Origin of the sequence: Citrobacter sp. MNAZ 1397 (assembly GCF_023613995.1) — a bacterium.
Taxonomy (GTDB): domain Bacteria; phylum Pseudomonadota; class Gammaproteobacteria; order Enterobacterales; family Enterobacteriaceae; genus Phytobacter; species Phytobacter ursingii.
In genome coordinates this window covers 156,720-177,465 of the sequence record NZ_JAKIVH010000004.1, presented here as the reverse complement: position 1 = coordinate 177,465, position 20,746 = coordinate 156,720, and the positions used below count along the sequence as shown (strand labels likewise).

Here is a 20,746-nt window from a genome sequence, read left to right as displayed (position 1 = left end):
TATTAGCCACCCATTGAACGGGTTGAGGTGCCGCTGGCACTGCGCTGCATCGAAGTCTGTTTGGCCACGGATTCGCCAAAGCCGCCACGCGTGACGGTGGAGGTTGTTGCCGGTTTTGGTGCCATCGCGGTTTTCGAAACTGTTGCGCTACGCCCTGGCTGGGCTGCGCCGTAGCTTTTGCCGCTGGCATCGGTGTACTGGCCATAGGCCGGGCTGGCCGGGTTTTTGGAGCTGAACAGCGGCTGCTGGGCATAACCCGCGCCGCCACCCATCAGGCGGCCCATCATGTAACCCGCCATTAGCGGCATCCAGAAGCTGCCGCCAGACTGTTGTGCCTGCGCCTGGTTTTCCGTCGCCACGCCTGCCTGAGCGGGTGCTTGTTGACACTGGCCTTCGCCAAATTCAGCCACACAATCTTCGCGTGATGCATATTTCGGCGCGGTACGTGCTGCTTCTTTCAGCGCGTTGTCATAGGTGGTTTTGCATTCGGCGCTTTTGCCCGGGTTTGCCGAAGAGCAGTCATCGGCATTCTGATACATTTTCACCGTTTCATCGTTTTGTTCGCACCCTGCCAACATAAAGACGGCAGTCACGGCCAGCGCCACGGGCGTCAGGTGACGAGCGCCCCAGCTTTTGCGAAACATCGCATGATTAATATTCTTTGTCCGTTTCATATTTGTCTTCCGAGACCCACAGGTATTAATAAAAGGTCAGGATAGTGGATGAGTGTCTGAAAATGAAGCAGGGTGCGGGTCAGCAGGGGGGATCTTTACGTTGCCTTACGTAAAAACGGGGGCTAAGTGCCCCCGTAACGATAATGCGGGAAAAACGAATTAACGCGTTGTTTTGCGTACGCTGGCTGGCTGTGCCTGCGACGCTTGTCCGTTTGCCATCTTCTCAACGCGAGCTTCTTGCTCCGGGTTTTCCGGGGCGACATTTTCCGGCGAGGTCGAGACAGGTTTACCCAGCGTGTTGTTCAGCGCCAGCAGATCCTGTTCATTCAGGGTGCCGAGAGCAGATTTGATATTCAACTGGTTAATCAGGTAGTTATAACGCGCGCTGGAGAGCTGCTGTTTCGCGTTATACAGCGTGGTGGTTGCGTCCAGTACGTCCACAATGGTACGCGTACCCACGGAGTAACCTGCTTCCATCGCATCCAAAGAGCTTTGTGCAGAAACAACGGCTTGTTTATACGCGTTGATGCTACTGATGGAGGCATTCACATTATTGAAGGAGGAACGGACAGTCTGCACAACGCTGCGGTGCGCGCTTTCCAGTTGCTCGCTTGCGCCAACAAAGTTGTACTGCGCTTGTTTCACCTGTGAATTCACCATCCCGCCCTGATACAGCGGCAGGGAGAAGCTCAGACCCACTTTATTCTGACCAATTTTGCTGTCGTCATACTGGGCGCTGTTTGTGCGGGAGCCGCTGTAAGACGTATTCGATACTGCGGTGGACGCGGTCAAATCCAGCGTCGGCAGGTGGCCGTCTTGCGCCTGGCGAATCTGCTCACGAGCCAGATCCTGGCTCAGACGTGCCTGCAGCAACGTCAGGTTGCGACTTTCCGCGTCTTTCAGCAGTGCGTTCACCGCCTGCGGTTTGTCTGTTTTGAAGCCATCAACATTCAGGGATGCCAGTTGCGGATAGTAGTTACCGGTGACCTGACGCAGTGACTCGACGGCATTGTCGAGGTTGTTACGGGCGGTCACTTCGTTAGCCAGGACAGTGTCATACTGTGAACGGGCGTTCTGTACATCAGTAATAGCCACCAGACCCACATTAAAACGCTGGGTTGTTTGGTCCAACTGACGGTAGATGGCCTGTTTCTGCGCTTCGGTATAAGAGAGCGAGTCAATCGCGCTCAGTACGTTAAAATAGGCAGTAGCGGTATTCAGAATGAGCGTTTGCTGGTCGGTCTGGTACGTCACATCCTGGATGCCCGCGGATTTTTCCTGTAACGTCAACGCACGCCATTTAGACATATCAAACAAGGTTTGCGTAAGCTGCAGGGAGCCGCTGGTGGCGTTGGAGTTCACACCATTGCTGTCGCGGTAGCCATTGCTGTAGGTGTAATCCGCACCCAAACCCAGCTGTGGCAGTAACGGGCTGCGCGCTTCGTTAATTTTCTCGAAAGCTGCATCACGATCGGCGGCGGATTTACGCAGATCGGGGTTGCTTAAACGCGCCTGCTGATAAACCTGCAACAGGTTTTCTGCCTGGCTCATAGCACTGAAACCTGTCAGGCTCAGGCCGATAAGAATGGGGAGCAATTTCTTCATTTGCATTCCTTGTTGTGAAGCATGAATAGCGCTGATCTAAATTCAGAAATATTCGCCGATTCTAACAGAGAGCGCCACCGCTGAAGGTTGGCGTAAAGTGCCATCCGACGTAAATTTGCCCCAATCTATCACATGGCGGTTGAAACGGCAGTCAAACAGGCTTGAAAACCACAAAATCAACATTAATTAATAACAGGATATCCGCATGAGTAAGCCAGAAACCTCTGCTGTGACTTTCACAAAAAACGATGTAGAAATTATTGCACGGGAAACTCTCTATCGCGGTTTTTTTTCGCTCGATCTCTACCGTTTTCGCCACCGTTTATTCAACGGTGAGATGAGCGGTGAGGTACGGCGTGAAATTTTTGAACGCGGCCATGCCGCAGTCTTGCTACCCTTTGACCCAGTGAGGGATGAAGTGGTGTTGGTCGAACAGATTCGTATTGCCGCGTTTGATACCAGCGAAAGCCCGTGGTTGCTCGAGATGGTCGCAGGCATGATCGAAGAGGGCGAGTCTGTTGAAGATGTCGTTCGACGCGAGGCGGTAGAAGAAGCCGGGCTGAACGTGGGGCGCGTGAAGAAGATGTTGAGCTATCTGGCAAGCCCTGGGGGCACCAGCGAGCGCTTGTCCTTATTGGTTGGCGAAGTGGATGCCACGCAGGCTGAAGGTATTCACGGCCTGGTGGATGAAAACGAAGATATTCGTGTTCATGTGGTGAGCCGGGAACGGGCTTATCAGTTAGTAGAAGAGGGGAAAATCGACAACGCAGCGTCTGTCATCGCCCTGCAATGGCTGCAACTGCATTATGAGAGCTTACGAAACGAGTGGAAAAAATGAAGCGTTATACACCTGACTTCCCTGAAATGATGCGCCTGTGCGAGACCAATTTCGCGCAGCTCCGCCGCCTGCTGCCGCGTAACGACGAGACAGGCGAAACAGTGAGCTATCAGGTGGCGAATGCGCAATACCGGTTAACGATTGTCGAATCCACCCGCTACACTACGCTTGTGGAAATCGAACAGACCCTGCCCGCTGTGAGTTACTGGAGCCTGCCGTCAATGACAGTGCGCCTGTATCACGACGCGATGGTAGCCGAAGTGTGTTCGAGTCAGCAGATCTTTCGTTTTAAAGCGCGTTATGATTACCCGAATAAAAAGTTGCATCAACGCGACGAAAAGCATCAAATTAATCAGTTTCTGGCCGACTGGCTACGTTACTGTTTAGCACATGGAGCAATGGCGATTCCGGTTTGTTAGCGTAGTGAAACCTAAGGACACCATTTGGAAAGCCTGTTAAACCTTCCTCTGGCTGGTGGGGCCAGAGTCAGGATATTACAAATTACTGACACTCACCTGTTTGCCGAAAAACATGAAACGCTGTTAGGTGTGAATACCTGGGAAAGCTATCAGGCCGTACTGGATGCCATTCAGGCCCAGCAGCGTGAGTGTGATTTGATTGTCGCCACGGGCGACCTGGCGCAGGATCAGACCGCTGCGGCTTATCAGCATTTTGCTGAGGGCATCGCAAGATTTGGCGCGCCTTGTGTCTGGCTGCCAGGCAATCATGATTTTCAACCGGCAATGTATACCGCACTGCAGGAAGCAGGAATTTCCTCCTCCAAACGGGTAATCACTGGCGATAACTGGCAAATTCTCCTGCTTGATAGCCAGGTGTTTGGCGTTCCACACGGTGAACTAAGTGAATTTCAGCTCGACTGGCTGGAAAAAAAACTGAGTGCCAGCCCTGAGCGTCATACGCTGCTATTGTTACATCATCACCCGCTGCCTTCAGGATGTAGCTGGTTGGATCAACACAGCCTGCGCAATGCCGCAGAGCTGGATAACGTGCTGGCGCGTTTCCCTCATGTTCGCTACCTGTTATGTGGACATATTCACCAGGAGCTGGACCTCGACTGGAATGGCCGTCGCCTGTTAGCGACGCCATCAACCTGTGTGCAGTTTAAACCGCATTGTGCCAACTTCACTCTCGACACAATCGCGCCTGGCTGGCGCTGGCTGGATCTGTACCCGGACGGAAGCCTGCAAACTGAGGTCTGTCGTTTGCAAAGCACGCGGTTCAATCCGGATACCGCGTCAGAAGGATACTGATGGCCACGCTTCTTTATTTGCATGGTTTTAACAGCTCGCCGCGTTCTGCGAAAGCAACGCAGCTGCGTCATTGGCTGGCTGAATATTACCCTGATATCGACGTTGTCGTTCCCCAGTTGCCCGCTTACCCGGCGCAGGCAGCAGAATTGCTGGAATCGTTGGTGATGCAACATGGCGGACAACCGCTGGGTATTGTCGGTTCGTCGCTTGGGGGCTACTACGCAACCTGGTTATCTCAGTGTTTTACGTTGCCAGCGGTGGTGGTGAATCCTGCCGTTCGCCCGTTTGAATTGCTGGCAGAGTTCCCCGGTAACAACGAGAACCCCTACACCGGGGAGCAATATGTGCTAGAGTCTCGCCATATTTACGAGCTCAAAGTGATGCAGGTCGACCCGCTGGACGCGCCGGATTTAATCTGGTTGCTGCAACAGACTGGGGACGAAGTGCTGGATTACCGCCAGGCCGTGGCGTATTACGACGCATGTCGTCAGACGGTAGAAGAGGGCGGTAACCATGCATTTGTGGGCTTTGAGAATCATTTCACACAGATTGTCGATTTCCTTGGGCTCCATTGAGCCAACGGGGAAACGAAGCGGTCATTATCTACGAACACACCATGACGCAATCCTATAACGCTGATGCCATAGAGGTACTCACCGGGCTTGAGCCGGTTCGCCGCCGTCCGGGGATGTATACCGATACCACCCGTCCCAACCATCTTGGTCAGGAAGTTATTGATAACAGCGTGGACGAAGCGCTGGCAGGTCACGCGAAGCGCGTGGATGTCATTCTTCACGCCGATCAATCTCTCGAAGTCATTGACGATGGTCGCGGTATGCCGGTGGATATTCACCCGGAAGAGGGCGTGCCAGCGGTTGAGCTGATTCTTTGTCGTCTGCACGCGGGCGGCAAGTTTTCCAACAAGAACTATCAGTTCTCCGGTGGCTTGCACGGCGTAGGGATTTCCGTGGTCAACGCCTTGTCTCGCCGCGTGGAAGTGAACGTGAAGCGTGACGGCCAGATTTACAATATCGCTTTCGAAAATGGCGAGAAGGTCAGCGACCTCAAAGTCGTCGGTACCTGTGCGAAACGCGCGACCGGCACCAGCGTCCACTTCTGGCCAGACGAGAAGTTTTTCGACAGCCCGCGTTTTTCCGTCTCTCGTCTGACCCATTTGCTGAAAGCGAAAGCCGTGCTGTGCCCTGGGGTGGAAATCACTTTCAAAGATGAGGTGAACAACGCCGAGCAGCGCTGGTGCTATCAGGACGGTCTGAACGACTATCTTGCCGAAGCGGTGAACGGCCTGCCGACCCTGCCGGAAAAACCATTTATTGGCAACTTTGCTGCTGAAACCGAAGCGGTGGACTGGGCGCTGCTCTGGCTGCCGGAAGGTGGGGAACTGCTGACGGAAAGCTACGTTAACCTGATCCCGACCATGCAGGGCGGTACCCATGTAAACGGTTTGCGTCAGGGGCTGCTCGACGCGATGCGCGAATTCTGCGAATACCGCAATATCTTACCGCGCGGCGTGAAACTCTCGGCGGAAGATATCTGGGAACGCTGTGCATATGTGCTGTCGGTGAAGATGCAGGATCCGCAGTTCGCCGGACAGACTAAAGAGCGTCTGTCATCGCGTCAGTGCGCGGCCTTTGTTTCCGGCGTGGTGAAAGATGCTTTTAGCCTGTGGCTCAATCAGAACGTTCAGGCCGCAGAAATGCTGGCGGAAATGGCGATTTCCAGTGCCCAGCGCCGCCTGCGCGCCGCGAAGAAAGTGGTGCGTAAAAAGCTCACCAGCGGCCCGGCACTGCCTGGCAAACTCGCGGACTGTACCGCCCAGGATCTCAACCGGACCGAGTTGTTCCTGGTGGAAGGGGACTCGGCGGGCGGTTCTGCCAAGCAGGCACGCGATCGTGAATATCAGGCGATCATGCCGCTGAAAGGCAAGATCCTGAATACCTGGGAGGTCTCCTCCGATGAGGTGTTGGCATCCCAGGAAGTGCATGACATCTCCGTGGCGATCGGTATTGATCCCGACAGTGACGATCTGAGCCAATTGCGTTACGGCAAGGTCTGTATTCTGGCGGATGCTGACTCGGATGGGCTGCACATCGCGACGTTGCTGTGCGCGCTGTTTGTGAAACATTTCCGGACGCTGGTGAAGAACGGTCACGTCTACGTGGCGCTGCCGCCGTTGTATCGTATCGATCTGGGTAAAGAGGTTTACTATGCCCTGACCGAAGAAGAGAAAACGGGTGTACTGGAGCAGCTTAAGCGTAAGAAAGGCAAGCCGAACGTGCAACGCTTTAAAGGCCTGGGTGAAATGAACCCGATGCAGTTGCGCGAAACGACGCTCGATCCGAATACCCGCCGCCTGGTGCAGCTTGTTATCAGTGACGATGACGACCAACGCACCAATGCGATGATGGATATGCTGCTGGCCAAGAAACGTTCGGAAGATCGTCGTAACTGGTTGCAGGAAAAAGGCGATATGGCGGATATTGAAGTTTAAGCAACTGAAACTCTTCAGGCCGGGTGGCCTGAAGAGTGTTTGCCTCAGTTAATCCATTATCGCTTTCTGTTTTGGTGAAAGGTGTTGTGTTTCAGCGGCAATTTCCGGCCAGAGTTTTTCATATTTTACCCCAGTCAGATCTTCCACAATGGTGCGCGTTTCAGCCGTTACGGCTGCACGTGAACCGTTCTTTTTCAACCTTTCTACTTCATCAACAAACACTTTATGAGTCTGTTTATTCAGATGGAAGGTCAATGCCTGCCATAAGGCGAGCACCAGCAAGCCTGCGGTACCGATAAACAGCGTCATGGCAATGGTATGAACAGCTTGTTCTGGCTGAACCTGGCTGCCTTTTACAAAACCGCCTTCCTGCAGAATAAAACCGACAATAAAGGTCGCGATAGCGACGGTGGTTTTGCGAGAGAAGGTCATCACCGCAGCAAACAGGCCTTCACGGCGCTGACGCGTAATCATCTCATCAATGTCCGGAATAAACGGAAAGACGTTCCACGGCGTGAATTCCAGAACACAGCGGCCAACCTGGTACAAACCGGCAAGGATAATCAGTAACAGGGCCTTTTGTTCCGTCGGGAAGAGATAAATCAGCAGAATGCCGCCAAGGCAAAGCATCATCAGGCTATAGGCAAAAACATACAGTTTTGACGGGCCAAATTTGATGATGCCGAAACCGGCCACCAGTGTAACGGGCAGACCGATAATACTCATCGACAGCAGGCTTCCCGCAAATGCGGAAGAAACTTGCAGGCAATAGACGCAGAAAAATACAAAGACGGTGTTGTAAATATCTTTAGCGGTAAAGGAGAGCAGATAGATGGCCAGATGTTTACGGAAAGCTCTGACTTTCAGCGTTGACAAGTAATCCTTAAAAAGGCCCACAATATTCACCCGTGAAGCCGAGCGATCGCTTTCCAGTTCGGCAAGCATTTCCGGCGTTAATTCGCGCTCCCAGGTCACTTTCCATGAGATAAATACGCAAACCATAAAAGCAACGGCAAATACAATACCGTTTATCAGGTAGGCTTCCGCACTTTTTTCGCCAAGGTAGCCAATCAGCAGCCCCGGAATAAATGTGGCGAGAAAGGTGCCCGTTGCAGAAAGAAACATACGCCCTGTAGACAGTTTTGTCCTGGAGTTGAAATCTTTGGTCATTTCAGACGGCAGCGTTTCCCACGGAATAAGCACCATGGCAGCGATAATTTCAAAGGCGAGATAAACGCTGAGATAGAACCAGTAGTTCATGCCATTCAGCCAAAGAAGGGCATAAACCAACATCAACGGTGAACCAATCAGCAGGAAAAACCGGCGACGGCCAAATTTCTTACCAAGCGTATTTTTATAAAAATGGTCGGTGAATGACCCCATGAACAAGCTGATTATTGCATCGACAATTCGCGCTATTGCCACGATGGAAGCCGCTTGTAATGGCGAGAGACCAACAAAAGTTGTGTAATAAAATAATAGCCATGCGCCAATGACGGTAAATGCGCCACCCCCCATGATATCGGTAAGGCCATAACCGATACTGACAGGTATGGTAATTTTTCTTTCTGAGTTCTTCATGTTTTATCTCGATTGTAAAATCAGAAATTGAAATAAGAACGGGCGTTATCAGCGCAAATCCCTTTGACCATGCTGGATAAAATATCCATATCCTCTGGTACCTCACCCCGGTCCACCCAACCGCCTATAAGATTGCAAAGAATACGTCTGAAATAATCATGGCGGGTATAAGAAACAAAACTACGGGAATCAGTAAGCATGCCAATAAAATTAGCAAGCAGTCCTTGATCGGATAATGTCGTTAATTGATTGAGCATGCCTCGCTGGGTATCGTTAAACCACCATCCCGAACCGAATTGCATTGGCGATTTAATTCCTTCCTCACCACTCTGAAAATTAGCTAATGCGGATGCTACAATATCGTTGTAGCCAGCGTTTAAGTTGTAGAGAATGGTTTTGGGTAATCCGTTATTTTCTGCCATAGCGTTAAGTAACGCGTTTAAATTAGCTGCCAGATTTTGTTGGTCGGCAATTGAATCAAAACCGCTATTAATACCAATGGCGTGATATTGCGGCATATTGTTATTGCGGATAGCACCGAAATGAATCTGCATCGCCCACTCTTTTTGCTTATAGAGGGCGGCTAGTTTCACCAGCATAATGCTGTTCCATGCCTGCATCCCCTCAGGAGAAAGCGCTTGTTGCGCCATACGAGCTGCAAAAAGCGTCTCTGCCTGCTCATCGCTGACGCGCTGATAGCTCACTTCCAGCGGACCATGGTCGGAAATACGGCAGCCCACTTCATGGAAGAAATCGATACGCCCGGCAATGGCAGCAATGAACGATGAAAAATGCGTAACAGTGACTGAGCTTATTTTACTGAGCTGATCAATAAATTGGCTAAAGCGGACGGGATCCGCTTCGAATAATTCATCAGGACGAAATGTCGGCAGAACACGCGTAGTAAACCCGTTCTCATTTTTAAGTAGTTGATGATATTTCAGATCATCAAGAGGTTTATCTGTCGTGCAAATAACCTCAACATTCGAAAGTGTAATAAGGTTGCGCGGGGTGAAATCACTATTTTTCAATTTTTTATTACATTCATTCATCACTTCGCGCCAGTTGCTATGGTTTAGCGGAGTGTGAATATCAAAATAGTGAGCTAATTCAAGGTGTGTCCAGTGATATAACGGGTTGCCAAAGCTGGATTCAACCGTTTTAGCCCAGACCTCAAATTTCTCCTCAGCAGAAGCATTGCCTGTAATATATTTTTCCTTAATACCATTGGCACGCATAGCTCGCCATTTGTAATGGTCGCCTTCAAGCCAGAGGTGGGTGATATCGCGAAAGGGGAGGTTTTCGAAAATATCCTTCGCTTCAAGATGACAATGATAATCCAGTATCGGTTGTTTCTTAGCATAGCGCGTATATAGCGTTTTTCCTGCGCTACTGTTAATCATAAAATCGTCGTTAATCAACGTCATGACCGACTTGCTCCTGAAATTTTTTACCTGAGGAAATTCTATAGATGCATTAACTGAGCTGTATTTACGGTATACCTAAAAACCGTTCAGTCTACTACCATACCAGATTAGTTTTTAATTATGTGAAGATGGTCAAATTTTGAAATGATGTTTTAACCGCATTTACGGGTTAGTTATTAACGGATGCTTAACATACTGCTTAATCTATTTAACCTCGCTTATTGATTCACAAAATCTATTGATTATTGAAGCTCGTCGTTTTACTGTACTGCTCATCAGCTACTAGTATGGTAGATATTTTTATTCATTCGGGTCGAGGTTGTTTTATGCAGATGACAATGCGGTGGTTTGGACCAAAAGAGGACAAGGTTTCTCTGGAATATATTCGCCAGGTTCCGGGCGTCGAAGGTGTAGTCGGCGCGTTGTACGACGTCCCGGTAGGCGAAATCTGGCCCGAAGACAAGATTGAAGCGCTGGTCGGCCAGGCAAGTGCTGCCGGGCTGAAAATGGAGGTTATCGAAAGCGTTAATATTCATGACGACATTAAAATTGGTCTGCCGAGCCGCGATCGTTACATAGCCAATTACCAGCAAACTATTCGAAATCTGGCGCGGTTTGGTGTGAAAGTCATTTGCTACAACTTCATGCCTGTTTTTGACTGGATGAAGACTGACATGAACTATGTTCTGCCAGACGGCTCCCTGACCATGGCATTTGAGAAGAAGGATATTGATAAAAGCCTGGAAGAGGTGGTCAGTGAAGTGCTCAGTAATTCAAACGGCTTTGCGCTGCCTGGGTGGGAACCGGAACGACTGGCGCAGGTACAGAAATTATTCGCCAGTTATAAAGATGTCGATGACGAAAAGCTGCGTGAAAATTTAGTTTATTTTCTCAAGGCAGTGATTCCGGTTTGTGAAGATGTTGGCGTCAAAATGGCTATTCATCCGGACGATCCGCCGTACTCTATTTTCGGTCTGCCGCGCGTGGTCAAAAATCGTCAGGATCTGGATTGGCTCTGCAATGCCGTGAATTCAGAAGCCAACGGCATCACTCTTTGCACGGGGTCAATTGCAGAAGACCCTGAAAACAATGTCTACGAAATTCTGGCTGAATTTACCCGTCGCAAGCGTATTCATTTTGCCCATGTGCGTAATATTAAACTTATAAAAGATAAAGATTTTTATGAGTGTGCACATCCATCGCAGTACGGATCTCTGGATATGTACAACGTGATGAAAGCGCTGCATGACAATGGTTTCGATGGTTATATTCGCCCGGATCATGGTCGCTTTATCTGGGGGGAGACCGGTCGCCCGGGCTACGGATTATACGATCGCGCACTGGGTGTCACTTACCTGATGGGCCTGTGGGAAGCGTTGCAAAAACAGTCTGCGTAATGTTCTGAAACTGGCGATACTCCATCGCCATAACCCTGTGATACTGAAATCAGGGCCCCTGGATAAGGCATTTTACGGCGCAACCGGATGGTCCGGGTGCGCTTTTTTCATACCCCTTTATCTCTCTTTTTCCCGGTCTACCCCCTCTCTACCCCTCATGTTGTACAACGCTGCTTCAACGCTTTTATTCTCTCATTAAAGGTGTATTTTATTTGCAATATATTGTTTCAACCGACACTCACTTTATTAAGGATGAAACATGCAACGTATTGTTATACCAACACATTATGTGCACGTGCGATCAACGCCGTTATGGACCAAAGAGACTGCACCCGCCTCTATATGGCAACGCCATCTGGATGCCGGGACGCGCCAGGGGGTAAATCCACGCTTGTGTGTTATGCAGGGGGCGATTCGCTATTACGGCTATGCCGACGAAACCAGCCCGCAGCCGGTGGAAACGCTGACCATCGAAGCCGGACAGTTTGGCGTATTTCCGGCAGAAAAGTGGCATCGCATTGAAGCGCTATCAGACGATACGGTATTCAATGTCGATTTTTGGGTCGATCCCAATGTACTGATTGAAGGGTGAGGTGGATGTCATGACAACGGAAAACAAAGGCTATTCTCTGGCCATCACAAACCGCGGCAGCAAAAAAAGCGCAGAGAAAGTGTATCTGAAACCGATGGCGCTCTATGTGCCGGATATCGCCGTCGCGGCGGTAGCAGAGCTGGTTGAAACATTGGCGGACAAGAGCGCAAGCGAGCTGGGTTTTATTCTGACGGTGACCAATAACAATAACGGCGTGTCAGTGGATAAAGATTTCTCTGCGCTGGCTGAGTTGCAGGATGCCACCGTGGCAGCGGATGCGGTCAAGGATCTGATTAATATCGTGCGTGGCTATGAATCAGACGAAGAGACCAACGTCTGCGGATGGTAAGTCACTTCTGATATAGCAAGGATCGCCAGCTCGGCCAGTATGACTGGCCAGGCGGCGCATCTGATTACCTTCTTCCGGTAACGGGCACAAGAACGCGATATGTTTCGCGCTTTCGCCTTTGGGTTTACCGCCGTGCGATCTTAAACGCGGCCAGACGCGCCACCAGATAGCCGCCCTCAATAAAATGTACTGCGACCGGTCAGATGGCCAACCCAACCTTCCGGGTTGGTGAAGATGCGGATGGCGACAAAATCCGGGTATTCACCGCTGTCAAACCAGTGCGGCGTATTGGCGGGGACGCGCAGCAAATCCCCCGCATGGCAGACCAGTTTTACCACCAGGTTCCCGACAGGCACGAAGAACGTGCCGCTGCCATGCACAAACAAACGCACCTCATCTTCACTGTGCGTATGTTCCTGAAGGAATTTTTCCCGCAGCGCTATACGGTCTTTATGGTCTGGCGTCAGCGCTATAACATCCGCCGACTGATAGCCTTCGCGCTGTTTTAATGCTTCGATACTGTCGTGAAATTGTGCCAGCAGCAGTGCGCCATCCGTTCTTTTATCAACGCCGCTGACATCCCAGCGTTCAAGCACGATACCGGCCTGGGAAAGAAAGGTGCGGATATCATCAAAGCCGGAAAGTGATTGTATGGGGTCGGTTGTCTGCGGGCGCTGGAATACGTGTAATGCCGTCATCGTGATTTACCCTGGTAACATAGAAAGACTATAACCTTTCATGTCGCATGGGTAATGGCAAGACGGGTTCTGTATATAATATTGCTATTGCTTCTGAGCGAAGCGGGTCGCATGATTTTTTCGATACTGTAAGGGCGTCTCGCCAATCCCTTTTTTGAAGGTACTAATAAAATAGGTCACATCAGAAAATCCTGTCTCGCTGGCAATTTCGCCGATGCTTCTCATACTGTGCAGCAGTAATTCGCAGGCTTTTCGCAGGCGGATGGTATTGAGGTATTGGTGAATATGTTCACCGGTCTCAAACAGAAAACGACGCGATACATAGCTGCGCGATTTCCCCAAATCCTCTGCCAGCCGGGCGAGGCTAAATTTCTGCTGATAATTTTCTTCCAGCCAGAACATCACCGGCGTGGCAATTCCGGTGAGATCTTCCGGCATTTTTTCATTCTCTTCCGGCAGCATATTCAGCAGGGTTAACAGCAAACAAGCGACCTGCTCACTATTGAGGCTGGCGAGGGTGGCCTGCTGCGCGTAGCGGCTAAACAGGTGATCGATATGCGTATGAATATCCGCTGCATCCATCACCACGGCCTGCCCGCCGCGCACCGAGAGACGCTGCAACCGCCGCTGGTTATGCGGAAAGTCACGAAATAGTTTGAGGATGGCTCGATGATCCACGTGGATGATGGTGCGCCGGTAGCTGTTCTGTGCTTGCTCATCCACCATCACTTTATGGAGTGTGAAAGGCGGGAAGAAAAACAACCTGCCGGGGCGCATGGTGTACTGGCGGTTATCGACCATCACTACGCCAAATCCCTCTTCCACGTACAGCAGCTCAAGGCATTGATGCCAATGATGGTAGCGCACGGTATTGGCAAACAGGCGGCTAAACGACACGATAGCGTCGTTTAACGAGATCAGCTCCAGACGTTCCGCATGCCAGGGTTCAGCCATAGTGCAACCATTCTCAATTTTGGTCTCATTACCTGCTGTTATAAACCACCATTTTAAATTTCCTCAACTACTGGTTCGGTGAAAATTCTCCACTGTGACTGAGGTAACATTTCACTACTCTATCGATTCACTATTCTTTAGCCACTTACCGGAGGGTGAACCGATGCAGATGGCTGAAGGAAAAAAATCAATTCCATTGTCTTCACGTAGCGATGTGTCAGCAGCGCTTAAGACGATGCTGAGTGCGCTGGATAAGCAGTTTCCGGCGGGGCGTTCGGGATTTTCGCTGGGCGAAACCTGTGCGCATTACGGCGCAGACATTGCTGAAATGGAGGGATTATCCCGGGCGATGTGGGGGATTTTCCCTCTGTTGGCAGGCGGTGAAGTACTGCCACTGAGTGAAAAATACATCACAGCGTTGAAGCTCGGCACCGACCCGCAAAGCAGCGGCTACTGGGGCGACACAGGACCTTACGATCAGCGTCTGGTCGAGATGGCGGCCTGGGGACTTGGGCTCGCGCTGTTGCAGGACACATGCCTGGCCAGCTTCTCTGCACGGGAGCGGGACAATCTGCATCGCTGGCTTAATCAAATCAGCGACGCGCAGATGCCTGACAGCAACTGGAATTACTTCGCCATCCTGGTGCAACTGGGCTTCAAGCGTGCGGGGTTGCCGTGGGATCGTGAAGCCATCGAGCGGCGCTTTAACCTGATGGAAGCCTACTATCTGGGCGATGGCTGGTACTCGGACGGGCCGGGTAGGCCCAAAGATTACTACATCTCGATGGCCTTTCATTTCTATGGGCTGATTTATGCCACGCTCAATGGCGAAGATGACCCAGGGCGCGCCGCCTGTCTACGTGAAAGGGCGGCGTTATTTGCCCGCGACTTTATCTATATGTCCGCGTCGGGCGGCGAATCCGTGCCGTTTGGCCGTAGCCTGACGTACCGTTTTGCGATGGTGGCCTTCTGGAGTGCGGTGGCATTCGCGGGGCTGAATACGTTCTCGCCGGGCGTGGTAAAGGGGCTGATCCTCCGCCATCTGCGCTGGTGGTTACGCCAGCCTATTTTCGATCGCGACGGCATTCTGACACTGGGGTTTGCCTACCCCAATCTGGCGATGTGCGAAGACTACAACTCGCCGGGTTCGCCTTACTGGGCGCTGAAAGTGTTTTTGGTTCTGGCGCTGCCGGAAAGCCACGCCTTCTGGCAGGCAGAGGAGCTGCCATTGCCGGAGCTTGCCGCGCAACGTGTCGTTCCTCATGCCCAGCAAATCCTGGTGCACAGCGCGGCATCCCGGCACGTCTATATGCTGACATCCGGACAATTGGAGCTGAACAATTACGTCAATACCGAGGCCAAATACACCAAATTTGCGTACTCCAGCGCCTTTGGTTTTACCATCGAACGCGGGCGCTACGGCATCAAGCATGCCGCCAGCGACTCCATGCTGCTACTGAGCGAAGGCGATAACTATTTCCGCGGCCGCCGTGAGTGCGAAGAGGTGAGCGTCCATGTCGACCACATTTTCTCGCGTTGGTCTGCCTGGCATGACGTACATGTCTCAACCTGGCTGATTCCCTGCGATGACTGGCATGTCCGCGTGCACCGTATTGACACGACTCGCACGTTGCAGAGTGTGGAAGGGGGCTTTGCGGTAATCAAAGCGCCGTACCAGTTAGCTCCGCATGAAGGGAAAGCGGGCTGTCGGGTGGAGGCGGAAAACGGGACCAGCATGATTTATGACTTATCGCCTGATCTTGCGCGCGAGCCGGACTGCCTGGTAACACCGCCCAATAGCAGCATCATGTTTGCCCAGTGCGCGGCTATCCCGCAGCTTAAAGGCGAGCTTTTACCGGGAACGCACTGGCTGGTGTGTGCAGTGCAGGCAATGCCAACGGACAGCCCGTTAACGCCTGAATTACCCGTGTTTCAACGTGAAAATAACCAGCTGGTGGTGACTCCCGCTCGCTGGAATAAAAGCATCACCATTGTATTTTAGTGAATGCTATTACCCACAAACAGTATTTTAAATTGCATTCAGCACCCCTGAACTCTACCTGTTTTGTCGAGGATAGTATGGAAAAGTTAACCATAAATACCCGTACTGAATATTATAAAATCAGTAGTTTTATCTTTCTCTATTTCTTTACCTGGTCGGCAAGTATTGGTTTGCTCGCTATCTGGCTGGGACAAAAAGCCAACCTGAGTGGTACGGTTATCGGTACCGTCTTTGCCGTTAACGGTGTGTTTTCCGTTATTCTCAAACCGATATATGGATACATTCTGGATAAAATAGGCATGAGTAAATATCTGCTCTATTTTGTCGTGCTGATGTCGGCATTGATGGCGCCGTTCTTTATCTATGTCTATCAGCCGCTATTAATTTCCAACACTATATTGGGGATTATCGTTGGTGCGATTTATTTAAGTTTTGCCTGGTATGCCGGGGTGGCCGCCTGTGAATCGTACAGCGACCGCTACAGCCGATTAAACGGTATGGAGTTCGGGCAGATCCGCATGTGGGGTTCGCTCGGTTGGGCGGTGGCGTCTTCTTTCTCCGGGCTGCTGTTTAACATCTCCCCGGCGTGGAACTTCATTATGGGGAGCGTGGCCTCCGTCATCATGTTCTGCGTACTGCTGAGCCTGAAAGTGAACACCCAGGCGGCTCACGCCAGTGAGGTGCTGGCAAAAGAGAAGATCGCTCCGGCGGACGTGTATGCCCTGCTGCGTAACCGGAAGTTCTGGGCTTTCTGCCTGTATGTCGCGGGTGTGGCATGGATGATGTTTATCGCCGAACAGCAGTTCTCCCGTTATTTCGTTACCTTTTTCGCGGATATCCACCAGGGCAACGCCGTGTTCGGCTATCTGGGCACGGTACAGTCAGGCATGGAATTTGTGATGTATATGGTCATCCCGCTGTTTGTGAACTTTATCGGTGCTAAGCGGGGCTTATTACTGGTCGGCGCCTTTGTCGGTGCCCGCCTGATTATTTCCGGCCTGTGTGAATCGCATTTGCTGATTTCCGTATTAAAACCGCTGTATGGACTGGAAATCTGTTTGCTGCTGGTGTCGGTATTTAAATATATCGCTGAGCACTTCGATAAGCGCGTTAATGCCACCATGTATTTGTTAGGCTATCAAGCCATGTTGTATGTCGGCAATGTGGTGGTCTCTTCACCGGCGGGATTATTGTATGACCGCATTGGTTTTGAAAATACCTACATCATTATGGGATCAATTGCGCTGGCTTTTACCGCCATCTCTGCAATAACGCTTTCCGCCTGCCAAAGCAAATGGCGACAGCATTCTCCTTTAGATATTGCTGGAAATAACCTTTCACGTTAATTCCCGGCCATAACTGCCAGTAAAATAAGGAACCGAAATATGTTAAGTAAAATCGTTGAGGAGCCGTTACGTGAATGTCCAGGCGCACCGTTTAATCGGCAGGCGTTTTCTGATGAGCTGGACAGCGCACGTCAACACACCCTTGAGCTGATTCGCCGTCATTTAACGGAATTCGGTGAGAAGTTTCCCGCAGAGACCTGCGAGAAAGGCTACTACCCGCTGACCGATAACGTTGAGTGGACCACCAGTTTCTGGACCGGGCAACTGTGGCTGGCGTGGGAGATGAGCGGTGACGCGGCGTTTCGCGCCATGGCGGAAAAAAATGTGCGCTCTTTTGGCCTGCGCATTGCGGGGCGCAGCGACACTAACACGCACGACCTCGGCTTTCTTTATACGCTCTCTTGCGTTGCCGCCTGGCGTTTAACGGGTAACCGCGATGCACGCGGGTTTGCTCTGCAGGCCGCCGAGGCGCTGCTTGAGCGTTTTCACGCAAAGGCACAGATCATTCAGGCATGGGGCGATCTTAAAGACCCGCAGCAGGCCGGGCGGATGATCATCGACTGCAATATGAACTTGCCGCTGCTGTACTGGGCGAGCGAGCAAACCGGTGACCCGCGTTTTGCGCGGGCAGCGCAGGCCCATGTCCGGCAGGCGGCGACTTATCTTATCCGCGAAGATGCCTCGACCTTTCATACCTACTATATGGATGTGCAGACCGGCGAGCCGCGCTACGGTAACACTCAGCAAGGCTACGCCGATGACTCCTGCTGGTCGCGCGGGCAGGCCTGGGGGATTTACGGTTTCCTGCTGAGCTTCATTTATACCGGCGATAAAGAGATGGTGGCCCTGTCAAAACGGCTGGCGAACTACTTTTTGAATCGCCTGCCGGAGGATGCGGTGTGTCACTGGGATTTGGCACTGGTGGGGACCGACGCGCTGCGCGACTCCTCTTCTGCGGCGATTGCGGTCTGCGGTCTACTGGAGCTGGTCAAACACCTACCGGTTACCGACCCGGATCGTGAACGTTATCAGCAGTGGGCGATGCGTATTATGTCGTCACTGGGCAAGCACTATCTGGCCGGTAAAAACGAGCCAACCAACGGGCTGCTTAAGCATTCGGTGTACCATCTTTCCAGTGATAAAGGGGTGGATGAGTGCTGTAGCTGGGGGGATTATTTCTACGTTGAGGCGTTAATGCGCTTTAGCGAGAGCTGGAAGCTGTACTGGTAGTGAATGGGGTTTTGTCCCGGATGCGGTTTCGCCTTATCCAGGCTATTTGAGATGCCCGGATGAGGCGTTGCCGCATCCGGGGTTCTACGAGGGGATTAAACCCCTTGCTCCAGAATGCGGATATGCGTTTCCAGAACATCGCCTTTCACGGCTTCGCTCCAGGCTTTCATATGGGGCGTTTGCAGATGCGCTTCTAAGTGCGCCACGCTCTCCCAGTTTTCCACCATGATGATGGAGTCCGGTGCGGTTGTCTGGAAACTGACGCCTGCGGCATGGTCAACCCACGGCGCATAGCCATGGCAACCCTCTTCCTGCAACACGGTCGGGATAATTTTTGCGAATTGATCAAGGACCGCCTGGCGATGGTGCTGGCCAGGACGGGTACGAATTTCAGCAATCACTGTCAACATGGTTAACTCCTTCTAAGTCCAGTCTCACAGTTAAGCAAAAATCTCCGCAAGATGCTTGCGATATTCCTCAATATAACGCGGCACATCTGGCATTTTGATCACGTCATTCGCGATAAAACTCGGCAGGGCTTCCATCCCGAGGAACTGATTCGCTTTATGGAACGGCAGATAAACACCGTCAACGCCGACGCCATGGAAGAACTGCTCTTCATCGGTAAATGCGTCAAGCGGGGCATTCCAGGTCAGAGAAAGCATATATTTTTTACCCTGAATCAGACCACCGGAACCGTACTTTTTCGCGCCGTCAGAACGGGTACGGCCGTCACTGGCGTACAGCGAGCCGTGGCCTTCGGTAAACACATCGTCCATGTATTTTTTCACAGTCCAGGGGGCGCCCATCCACCAGCCGGGCATCTGCCAGATAACCACATCGGCCCAGAGAAAATTCTGCACTTCTTCTTTAACATCATAATCTCCGTCGGTACGTACGCTTTTTACAGCGTGCCCGTTATCGCGCAGGAAACTTTCCGCGACGGAGGTAAGGGTGTCATTGAGTTGACCTTTGGAGTGGGCGAATTTTTTCGCGCCGTTGATGATCAGGATGTTGCTCATTTTTTGTCCTTAGCGAAACGTTAATGCCGGTCATTTTATCCCGCCTGCGTCGGTGACAAAATTGGCAAAGCGTGCAAAGACTTTTGCGTTTAAAGCAATAATCCTTCTCAGGTGGCGTACGGAAACGACTGTGCGTATTACGCAAGATCGGTCAGGATTAACGTCTGTCGAATCGCCAAAGTAGAGCCTCAGGAGGATGCGATGAACGACACGCGTAAGGCGGATTATTCAGCACGTTTCAGAATGGTTTGTCATTATATTGAACGTCATCTGGATGAGCCGTTATCACTGGAGGCGTTGAGTGCGATTGCGCACTGCTCGCCTTTCCACTTTCACCGGATGTTTACGGCCTGGAGCGGGTTACCGCTTTATCGCTATATTCAGTGGCTGCGGCTGCGTCACGCCTCATGGCGGCTGGCGTTTAATCCGCACGATAAAATTATCGATATTGCCCTGGATGCCGGTTTTCAAAATCCGGAGTCGTTCAGTCGCGCCTTCAAAACGGCGTTAGGCGCCAGCCCCCGTCAGTTCCGTCTTGAGCCGGACTGGGTGAGCTGGCACCAACGCGTACCGAAAAACGTTTTACAGGAGCGAACGATGAAAGAGATCAACATAGTCGTATTTCCAACCACGCCGGTGGCAATACTCAAACACCGGGGCGACCCGGCACGGGTGAATGCCAGCGCGGCAACATTTATTGAGTGGCGTCGAAGCAGCGGGCTTTCGCCGGTTGAGCGTTATCCGACCTACGGTATTGCGTGGGACGATCCCGCCTCAGTGCCTGCAGACGCGTTCCGCTTTGATATTTGCGCGGCCGTGGAGCAGGCCGTCCCGGCGAATACATTTGGCGTGGAAAATAGCGAGATCCCCGGCGGGCGCTGCGCGGTCATTCGTCACCATGGCTCTCTCGATTCCATAGGCGAGAGCGTGTATCACCTCTATCGGCACTGGCTGCCGGAGAGTGGCGAAACCGTGCGCGACTTCCCGGTTTTTTTCCACTATCTGAATTTTGTGCATCAGGTGCCTGAGCACGAACTCAAGACCGATATTTACCTTCCCCTCGCATAAGCATAACGCGGTCGCCAATCTTCGGCGGCCGCTGCCATGTTGATAAATGGCTAAATGATTCCTGACCAGACGAAAGTCCCCCGGCGCGATCGGTTTTGTATGCGCATCACTATGCCTTAACGTCACAGATAGGGTAGTATCTGCGGCAATATTGCCGCCGAAAAGGCGGACGCACACGTTGAG

At 51.7% G+C, this 20,746-nt stretch carries 20 protein-coding genes; 12 read left to right on the top strand and 8 right to left on the bottom strand.

Annotated features, from left to right (window positions below; all coding sequences use genetic code 11):
- Positions 1-2: 2 nt before the first annotated feature.
- Together L2097_RS20410 and tolC are read right to left on the bottom strand one after the other, a co-directional pair.
- Positions 3-674: a DUF1190 family protein gene (locus L2097_RS20410; RefSeq protein WP_047373086.1), complete on the bottom strand. Its 672-nt coding sequence runs from the start codon at positions 672-674 to the stop codon at positions 3-5.
- Between the two features lie 159 nt (positions 675-833).
- A complete protein-coding gene (tolC, locus tag L2097_RS20405) occupies positions 834-2,279 on the bottom strand; it encodes an outer membrane channel protein TolC (protein WP_047373087.1) in 1,446 nt (481 codons plus the stop codon).
- 205 nt (positions 2,280-2,484) lie between these two features.
- Between tolC and nudF the strand changes: the two genes are divergently transcribed.
- The 5 genes from nudF to parE are packed head-to-tail and all read left to right on the top strand — an operon-like array spanning position 2,485 to position 6,897.
- The gene (gene nudF, locus L2097_RS20400; protein ID WP_047373088.1) at positions 2,485-3,117 is read left to right on the top strand and encodes an ADP-ribose diphosphatase; all 633 of its coding nucleotides are present in this window, start codon (positions 2,485-2,487) and stop codon (positions 3,115-3,117) included.
- Positions 3,114-3,536, top strand: coding sequence for a DUF1249 family protein (locus L2097_RS20395; RefSeq protein ID WP_047373089.1), 423 nt, complete (start codon positions 3,114-3,116; stop codon positions 3,534-3,536). Before nudF ends, L2097_RS20395 begins: the two co-directional genes overlap by 4 nt.
- Before the next feature lie 24 nt (positions 3,537-3,560).
- Entirely contained in the window at positions 3,561-4,388 is an 828-nt protein-coding gene (cpdA, locus tag L2097_RS20390; protein WP_047373090.1) for a 3',5'-cyclic-AMP phosphodiesterase, read from the top strand.
- Positions 4,388-4,963 (top strand): esterase YqiA, encoded by a 576-nt coding sequence (gene yqiA / locus L2097_RS20385; RefSeq protein WP_250353578.1) that lies wholly within the window; start codon positions 4,388-4,390, stop codon positions 4,961-4,963. Before cpdA ends, yqiA begins: the two co-directional genes overlap by 1 nt.
- Before the next feature lie 41 nt (positions 4,964-5,004).
- On the top strand, positions 5,005-6,897 hold the full coding sequence (gene parE / locus L2097_RS20380; RefSeq protein WP_047373479.1) for a DNA topoisomerase IV subunit B: 1,893 nt from the start codon (positions 5,005-5,007) through the stop codon (positions 6,895-6,897).
- Between the two features lie 48 nt (positions 6,898-6,945).
- Here parE and L2097_RS20375 read toward each other — a convergent pair whose 3' ends face one another.
- The gene (locus L2097_RS20375) at positions 6,946-8,478 is read right to left on the bottom strand and encodes an MFS transporter (protein WP_250353577.1); all 1,533 of its coding nucleotides are present in this window, start codon (positions 8,476-8,478) and stop codon (positions 6,946-6,948) included.
- A gap of 20 nt (positions 8,479-8,498) precedes the next feature.
- Complete coding sequence (uxaC, locus tag L2097_RS20370) at positions 8,499-9,905, bottom strand: glucuronate isomerase (RefSeq protein ID WP_250353576.1); 1,407 nt, start codon at positions 9,903-9,905, stop codon at positions 8,499-8,501.
- Positions 9,906-10,231: 326 nt separating this feature from the next.
- Between uxaC and uxuA the strand changes: the two genes are divergently transcribed.
- From uxuA to L2097_RS20355, 3 genes are all read left to right on the top strand, one after another.
- Complete coding sequence (gene uxuA, locus L2097_RS20365; protein WP_047373094.1) at positions 10,232-11,302, top strand: mannonate dehydratase; 1,071 nt, start codon at positions 10,232-10,234, stop codon at positions 11,300-11,302.
- A 259-nt stretch (positions 11,303-11,561) separates the two neighbouring features.
- Entirely contained in the window at positions 11,562-11,894 is a 333-nt protein-coding gene (locus tag L2097_RS20360) for a TehB family protein (protein ID WP_047373095.1), read from the top strand.
- Between the two features lie 10 nt (positions 11,895-11,904).
- Positions 11,905-12,243, top strand: a complete 339-nt coding sequence (locus L2097_RS20355) for a DUF1869 domain-containing protein (RefSeq protein ID WP_250353575.1) — start codon at positions 11,905-11,907, stop codon at positions 12,241-12,243.
- Positions 12,244-12,419: 176 nt separating this feature from the next.
- On the opposite strand, the gene L2097_RS20350 is transcribed toward L2097_RS20355, so the two are convergent.
- A complete protein-coding gene (locus L2097_RS20350) occupies positions 12,420-12,941 on the bottom strand; it encodes a 1,2-dihydroxy-3-keto-5-methylthiopentene dioxygenase (protein WP_250353574.1) in 522 nt (173 codons plus the stop codon).
- An 84-nt stretch (positions 12,942-13,025) separates the two neighbouring features.
- Entirely contained in the window at positions 13,026-13,895 is an 870-nt protein-coding gene (locus L2097_RS20345) for a helix-turn-helix transcriptional regulator (protein ID WP_085005781.1), read from the bottom strand.
- A 163-nt stretch (positions 13,896-14,058) separates the two neighbouring features.
- Here L2097_RS20345 and L2097_RS20340 point away from each other — a divergent pair, with 163 nt between their 5' ends.
- The 3 genes from L2097_RS20340 (at position 14,059) to L2097_RS20330 (ending at position 18,473) form a co-directional block, all read left to right on the top strand.
- On the top strand, positions 14,059-15,897 hold the full coding sequence (locus L2097_RS20340) for a DUF2264 domain-containing protein (RefSeq protein ID WP_250353637.1): 1,839 nt from the start codon (positions 14,059-14,061) through the stop codon (positions 15,895-15,897).
- Between the two features lie 77 nt (positions 15,898-15,974).
- Positions 15,975-17,243 carry an oligosaccharide MFS transporter gene (locus L2097_RS20335; protein WP_250353573.1) on the top strand — a complete coding sequence of 423 codons (1,269 nt, stop codon included), beginning with the start codon at positions 15,975-15,977 and terminating at the stop codon, positions 17,241-17,243.
- A gap of 39 nt (positions 17,244-17,282) precedes the next feature.
- Positions 17,283-18,473, top strand: a complete 1,191-nt coding sequence (locus L2097_RS20330; protein WP_250353572.1) for a glycoside hydrolase family 88 protein — start codon at positions 17,283-17,285, stop codon at positions 18,471-18,473.
- 95 nt (positions 18,474-18,568) lie between these two features.
- On the opposite strand, the gene L2097_RS20325 is transcribed toward L2097_RS20330, so the two are convergent.
- Complete coding sequence (locus tag L2097_RS20325; RefSeq protein WP_047373097.1) at positions 18,569-18,883, bottom strand: putative quinol monooxygenase; 315 nt, start codon at positions 18,881-18,883, stop codon at positions 18,569-18,571.
- Positions 18,884-18,913: 30 nt separating this feature from the next.
- The gene (locus tag L2097_RS20320) at positions 18,914-19,495 is read right to left on the bottom strand and encodes an NAD(P)H-dependent oxidoreductase (RefSeq protein WP_047373098.1); all 582 of its coding nucleotides are present in this window, start codon (positions 19,493-19,495) and stop codon (positions 18,914-18,916) included.
- A 201-nt stretch (positions 19,496-19,696) separates the two neighbouring features.
- On the opposite strand from L2097_RS20320, the gene L2097_RS20315 reads away from it, so the two are divergent.
- Positions 19,697-20,563: an AraC family transcriptional regulator gene (locus tag L2097_RS20315; protein ID WP_250353571.1), complete on the top strand. Its 867-nt coding sequence runs from the start codon at positions 19,697-19,699 to the stop codon at positions 20,561-20,563.
- Positions 20,564-20,746 lie beyond the last annotated feature (183 nt).

What these genes read in the sequence shown, in the direction of transcription:
- tolC (WP_047373087.1), bottom strand. Translation starts at nt 2,279, where the DNA reads ATGAAGAAATTGCTCCCCATTCTTATCGGCCTGAGCCTGACAGGTTTC.
- L2097_RS20395 (WP_047373089.1), top strand. Translation starts at nt 3,114, where the DNA reads ATGAAGCGTTATACACCTGACTTCCCTGAAATGATGCGCCTGTGCGAG.
- L2097_RS20345 (WP_085005781.1), bottom strand. Translation starts at nt 13,895, where the DNA reads ATGGCTGAACCCTGGCATGCGGAACGTCTGGAGCTGATCTCGTTAAAC.
- L2097_RS20315 (WP_250353571.1), top strand. Translation starts at nt 19,697, where the DNA reads ATGAACGACACGCGTAAGGCGGATTATTCAGCACGTTTCAGAATGGTT.
- L2097_RS20320 (WP_047373098.1), bottom strand. Translation starts at nt 19,495, where the DNA reads ATGAGCAACATCCTGATCATCAACGGCGCGAAAAAATTCGCCCACTCC.
- L2097_RS20340 (WP_250353637.1), top strand. Translation starts at nt 14,059, where the DNA reads ATGCAGATGGCTGAAGGAAAAAAATCAATTCCATTGTCTTCACGTAGC.
- L2097_RS20335 (WP_250353573.1), top strand. Translation starts at nt 15,975, where the DNA reads ATGGAAAAGTTAACCATAAATACCCGTACTGAATATTATAAAATCAGT.
- uxaC (WP_250353576.1), bottom strand. Translation starts at nt 9,905, where the DNA reads ATGACGTTGATTAACGACGATTTTATGATTAACAGTAGCGCAGGAAAA.
- L2097_RS20410 (WP_047373086.1), bottom strand. Translation starts at nt 674, where the DNA reads ATGAAACGGACAAAGAATATTAATCATGCGATGTTTCGCAAAAGCTGG.
- nudF (WP_047373088.1), top strand. Translation starts at nt 2,485, where the DNA reads ATGAGTAAGCCAGAAACCTCTGCTGTGACTTTCACAAAAAACGATGTA.
- L2097_RS20355 (WP_250353575.1), top strand. Translation starts at nt 11,905, where the DNA reads ATGACAACGGAAAACAAAGGCTATTCTCTGGCCATCACAAACCGCGGC.
- yqiA (WP_250353578.1), top strand. Translation starts at nt 4,388, where the DNA reads ATGGCCACGCTTCTTTATTTGCATGGTTTTAACAGCTCGCCGCGTTCT.
- L2097_RS20330 (WP_250353572.1), top strand. Translation starts at nt 17,283, where the DNA reads ATGTTAAGTAAAATCGTTGAGGAGCCGTTACGTGAATGTCCAGGCGCA.
- parE (WP_047373479.1), top strand. Translation starts at nt 5,005, where the DNA reads ATGACGCAATCCTATAACGCTGATGCCATAGAGGTACTCACCGGGCTT.
- uxuA (WP_047373094.1), top strand. Translation starts at nt 10,232, where the DNA reads ATGCAGATGACAATGCGGTGGTTTGGACCAAAAGAGGACAAGGTTTCT.
- L2097_RS20360 (WP_047373095.1), top strand. Translation starts at nt 11,562, where the DNA reads ATGCAACGTATTGTTATACCAACACATTATGTGCACGTGCGATCAACG.
- L2097_RS20325 (WP_047373097.1), bottom strand. Translation starts at nt 18,883, where the DNA reads ATGTTGACAGTGATTGCTGAAATTCGTACCCGTCCTGGCCAGCACCAT.
- L2097_RS20375 (WP_250353577.1), bottom strand. Translation starts at nt 8,478, where the DNA reads ATGAAGAACTCAGAAAGAAAAATTACCATACCTGTCAGTATCGGTTAT.
- L2097_RS20350 (WP_250353574.1), bottom strand. Translation starts at nt 12,941, where the DNA reads ATGACGGCATTACACGTATTCCAGCGCCCGCAGACAACCGACCCCATA.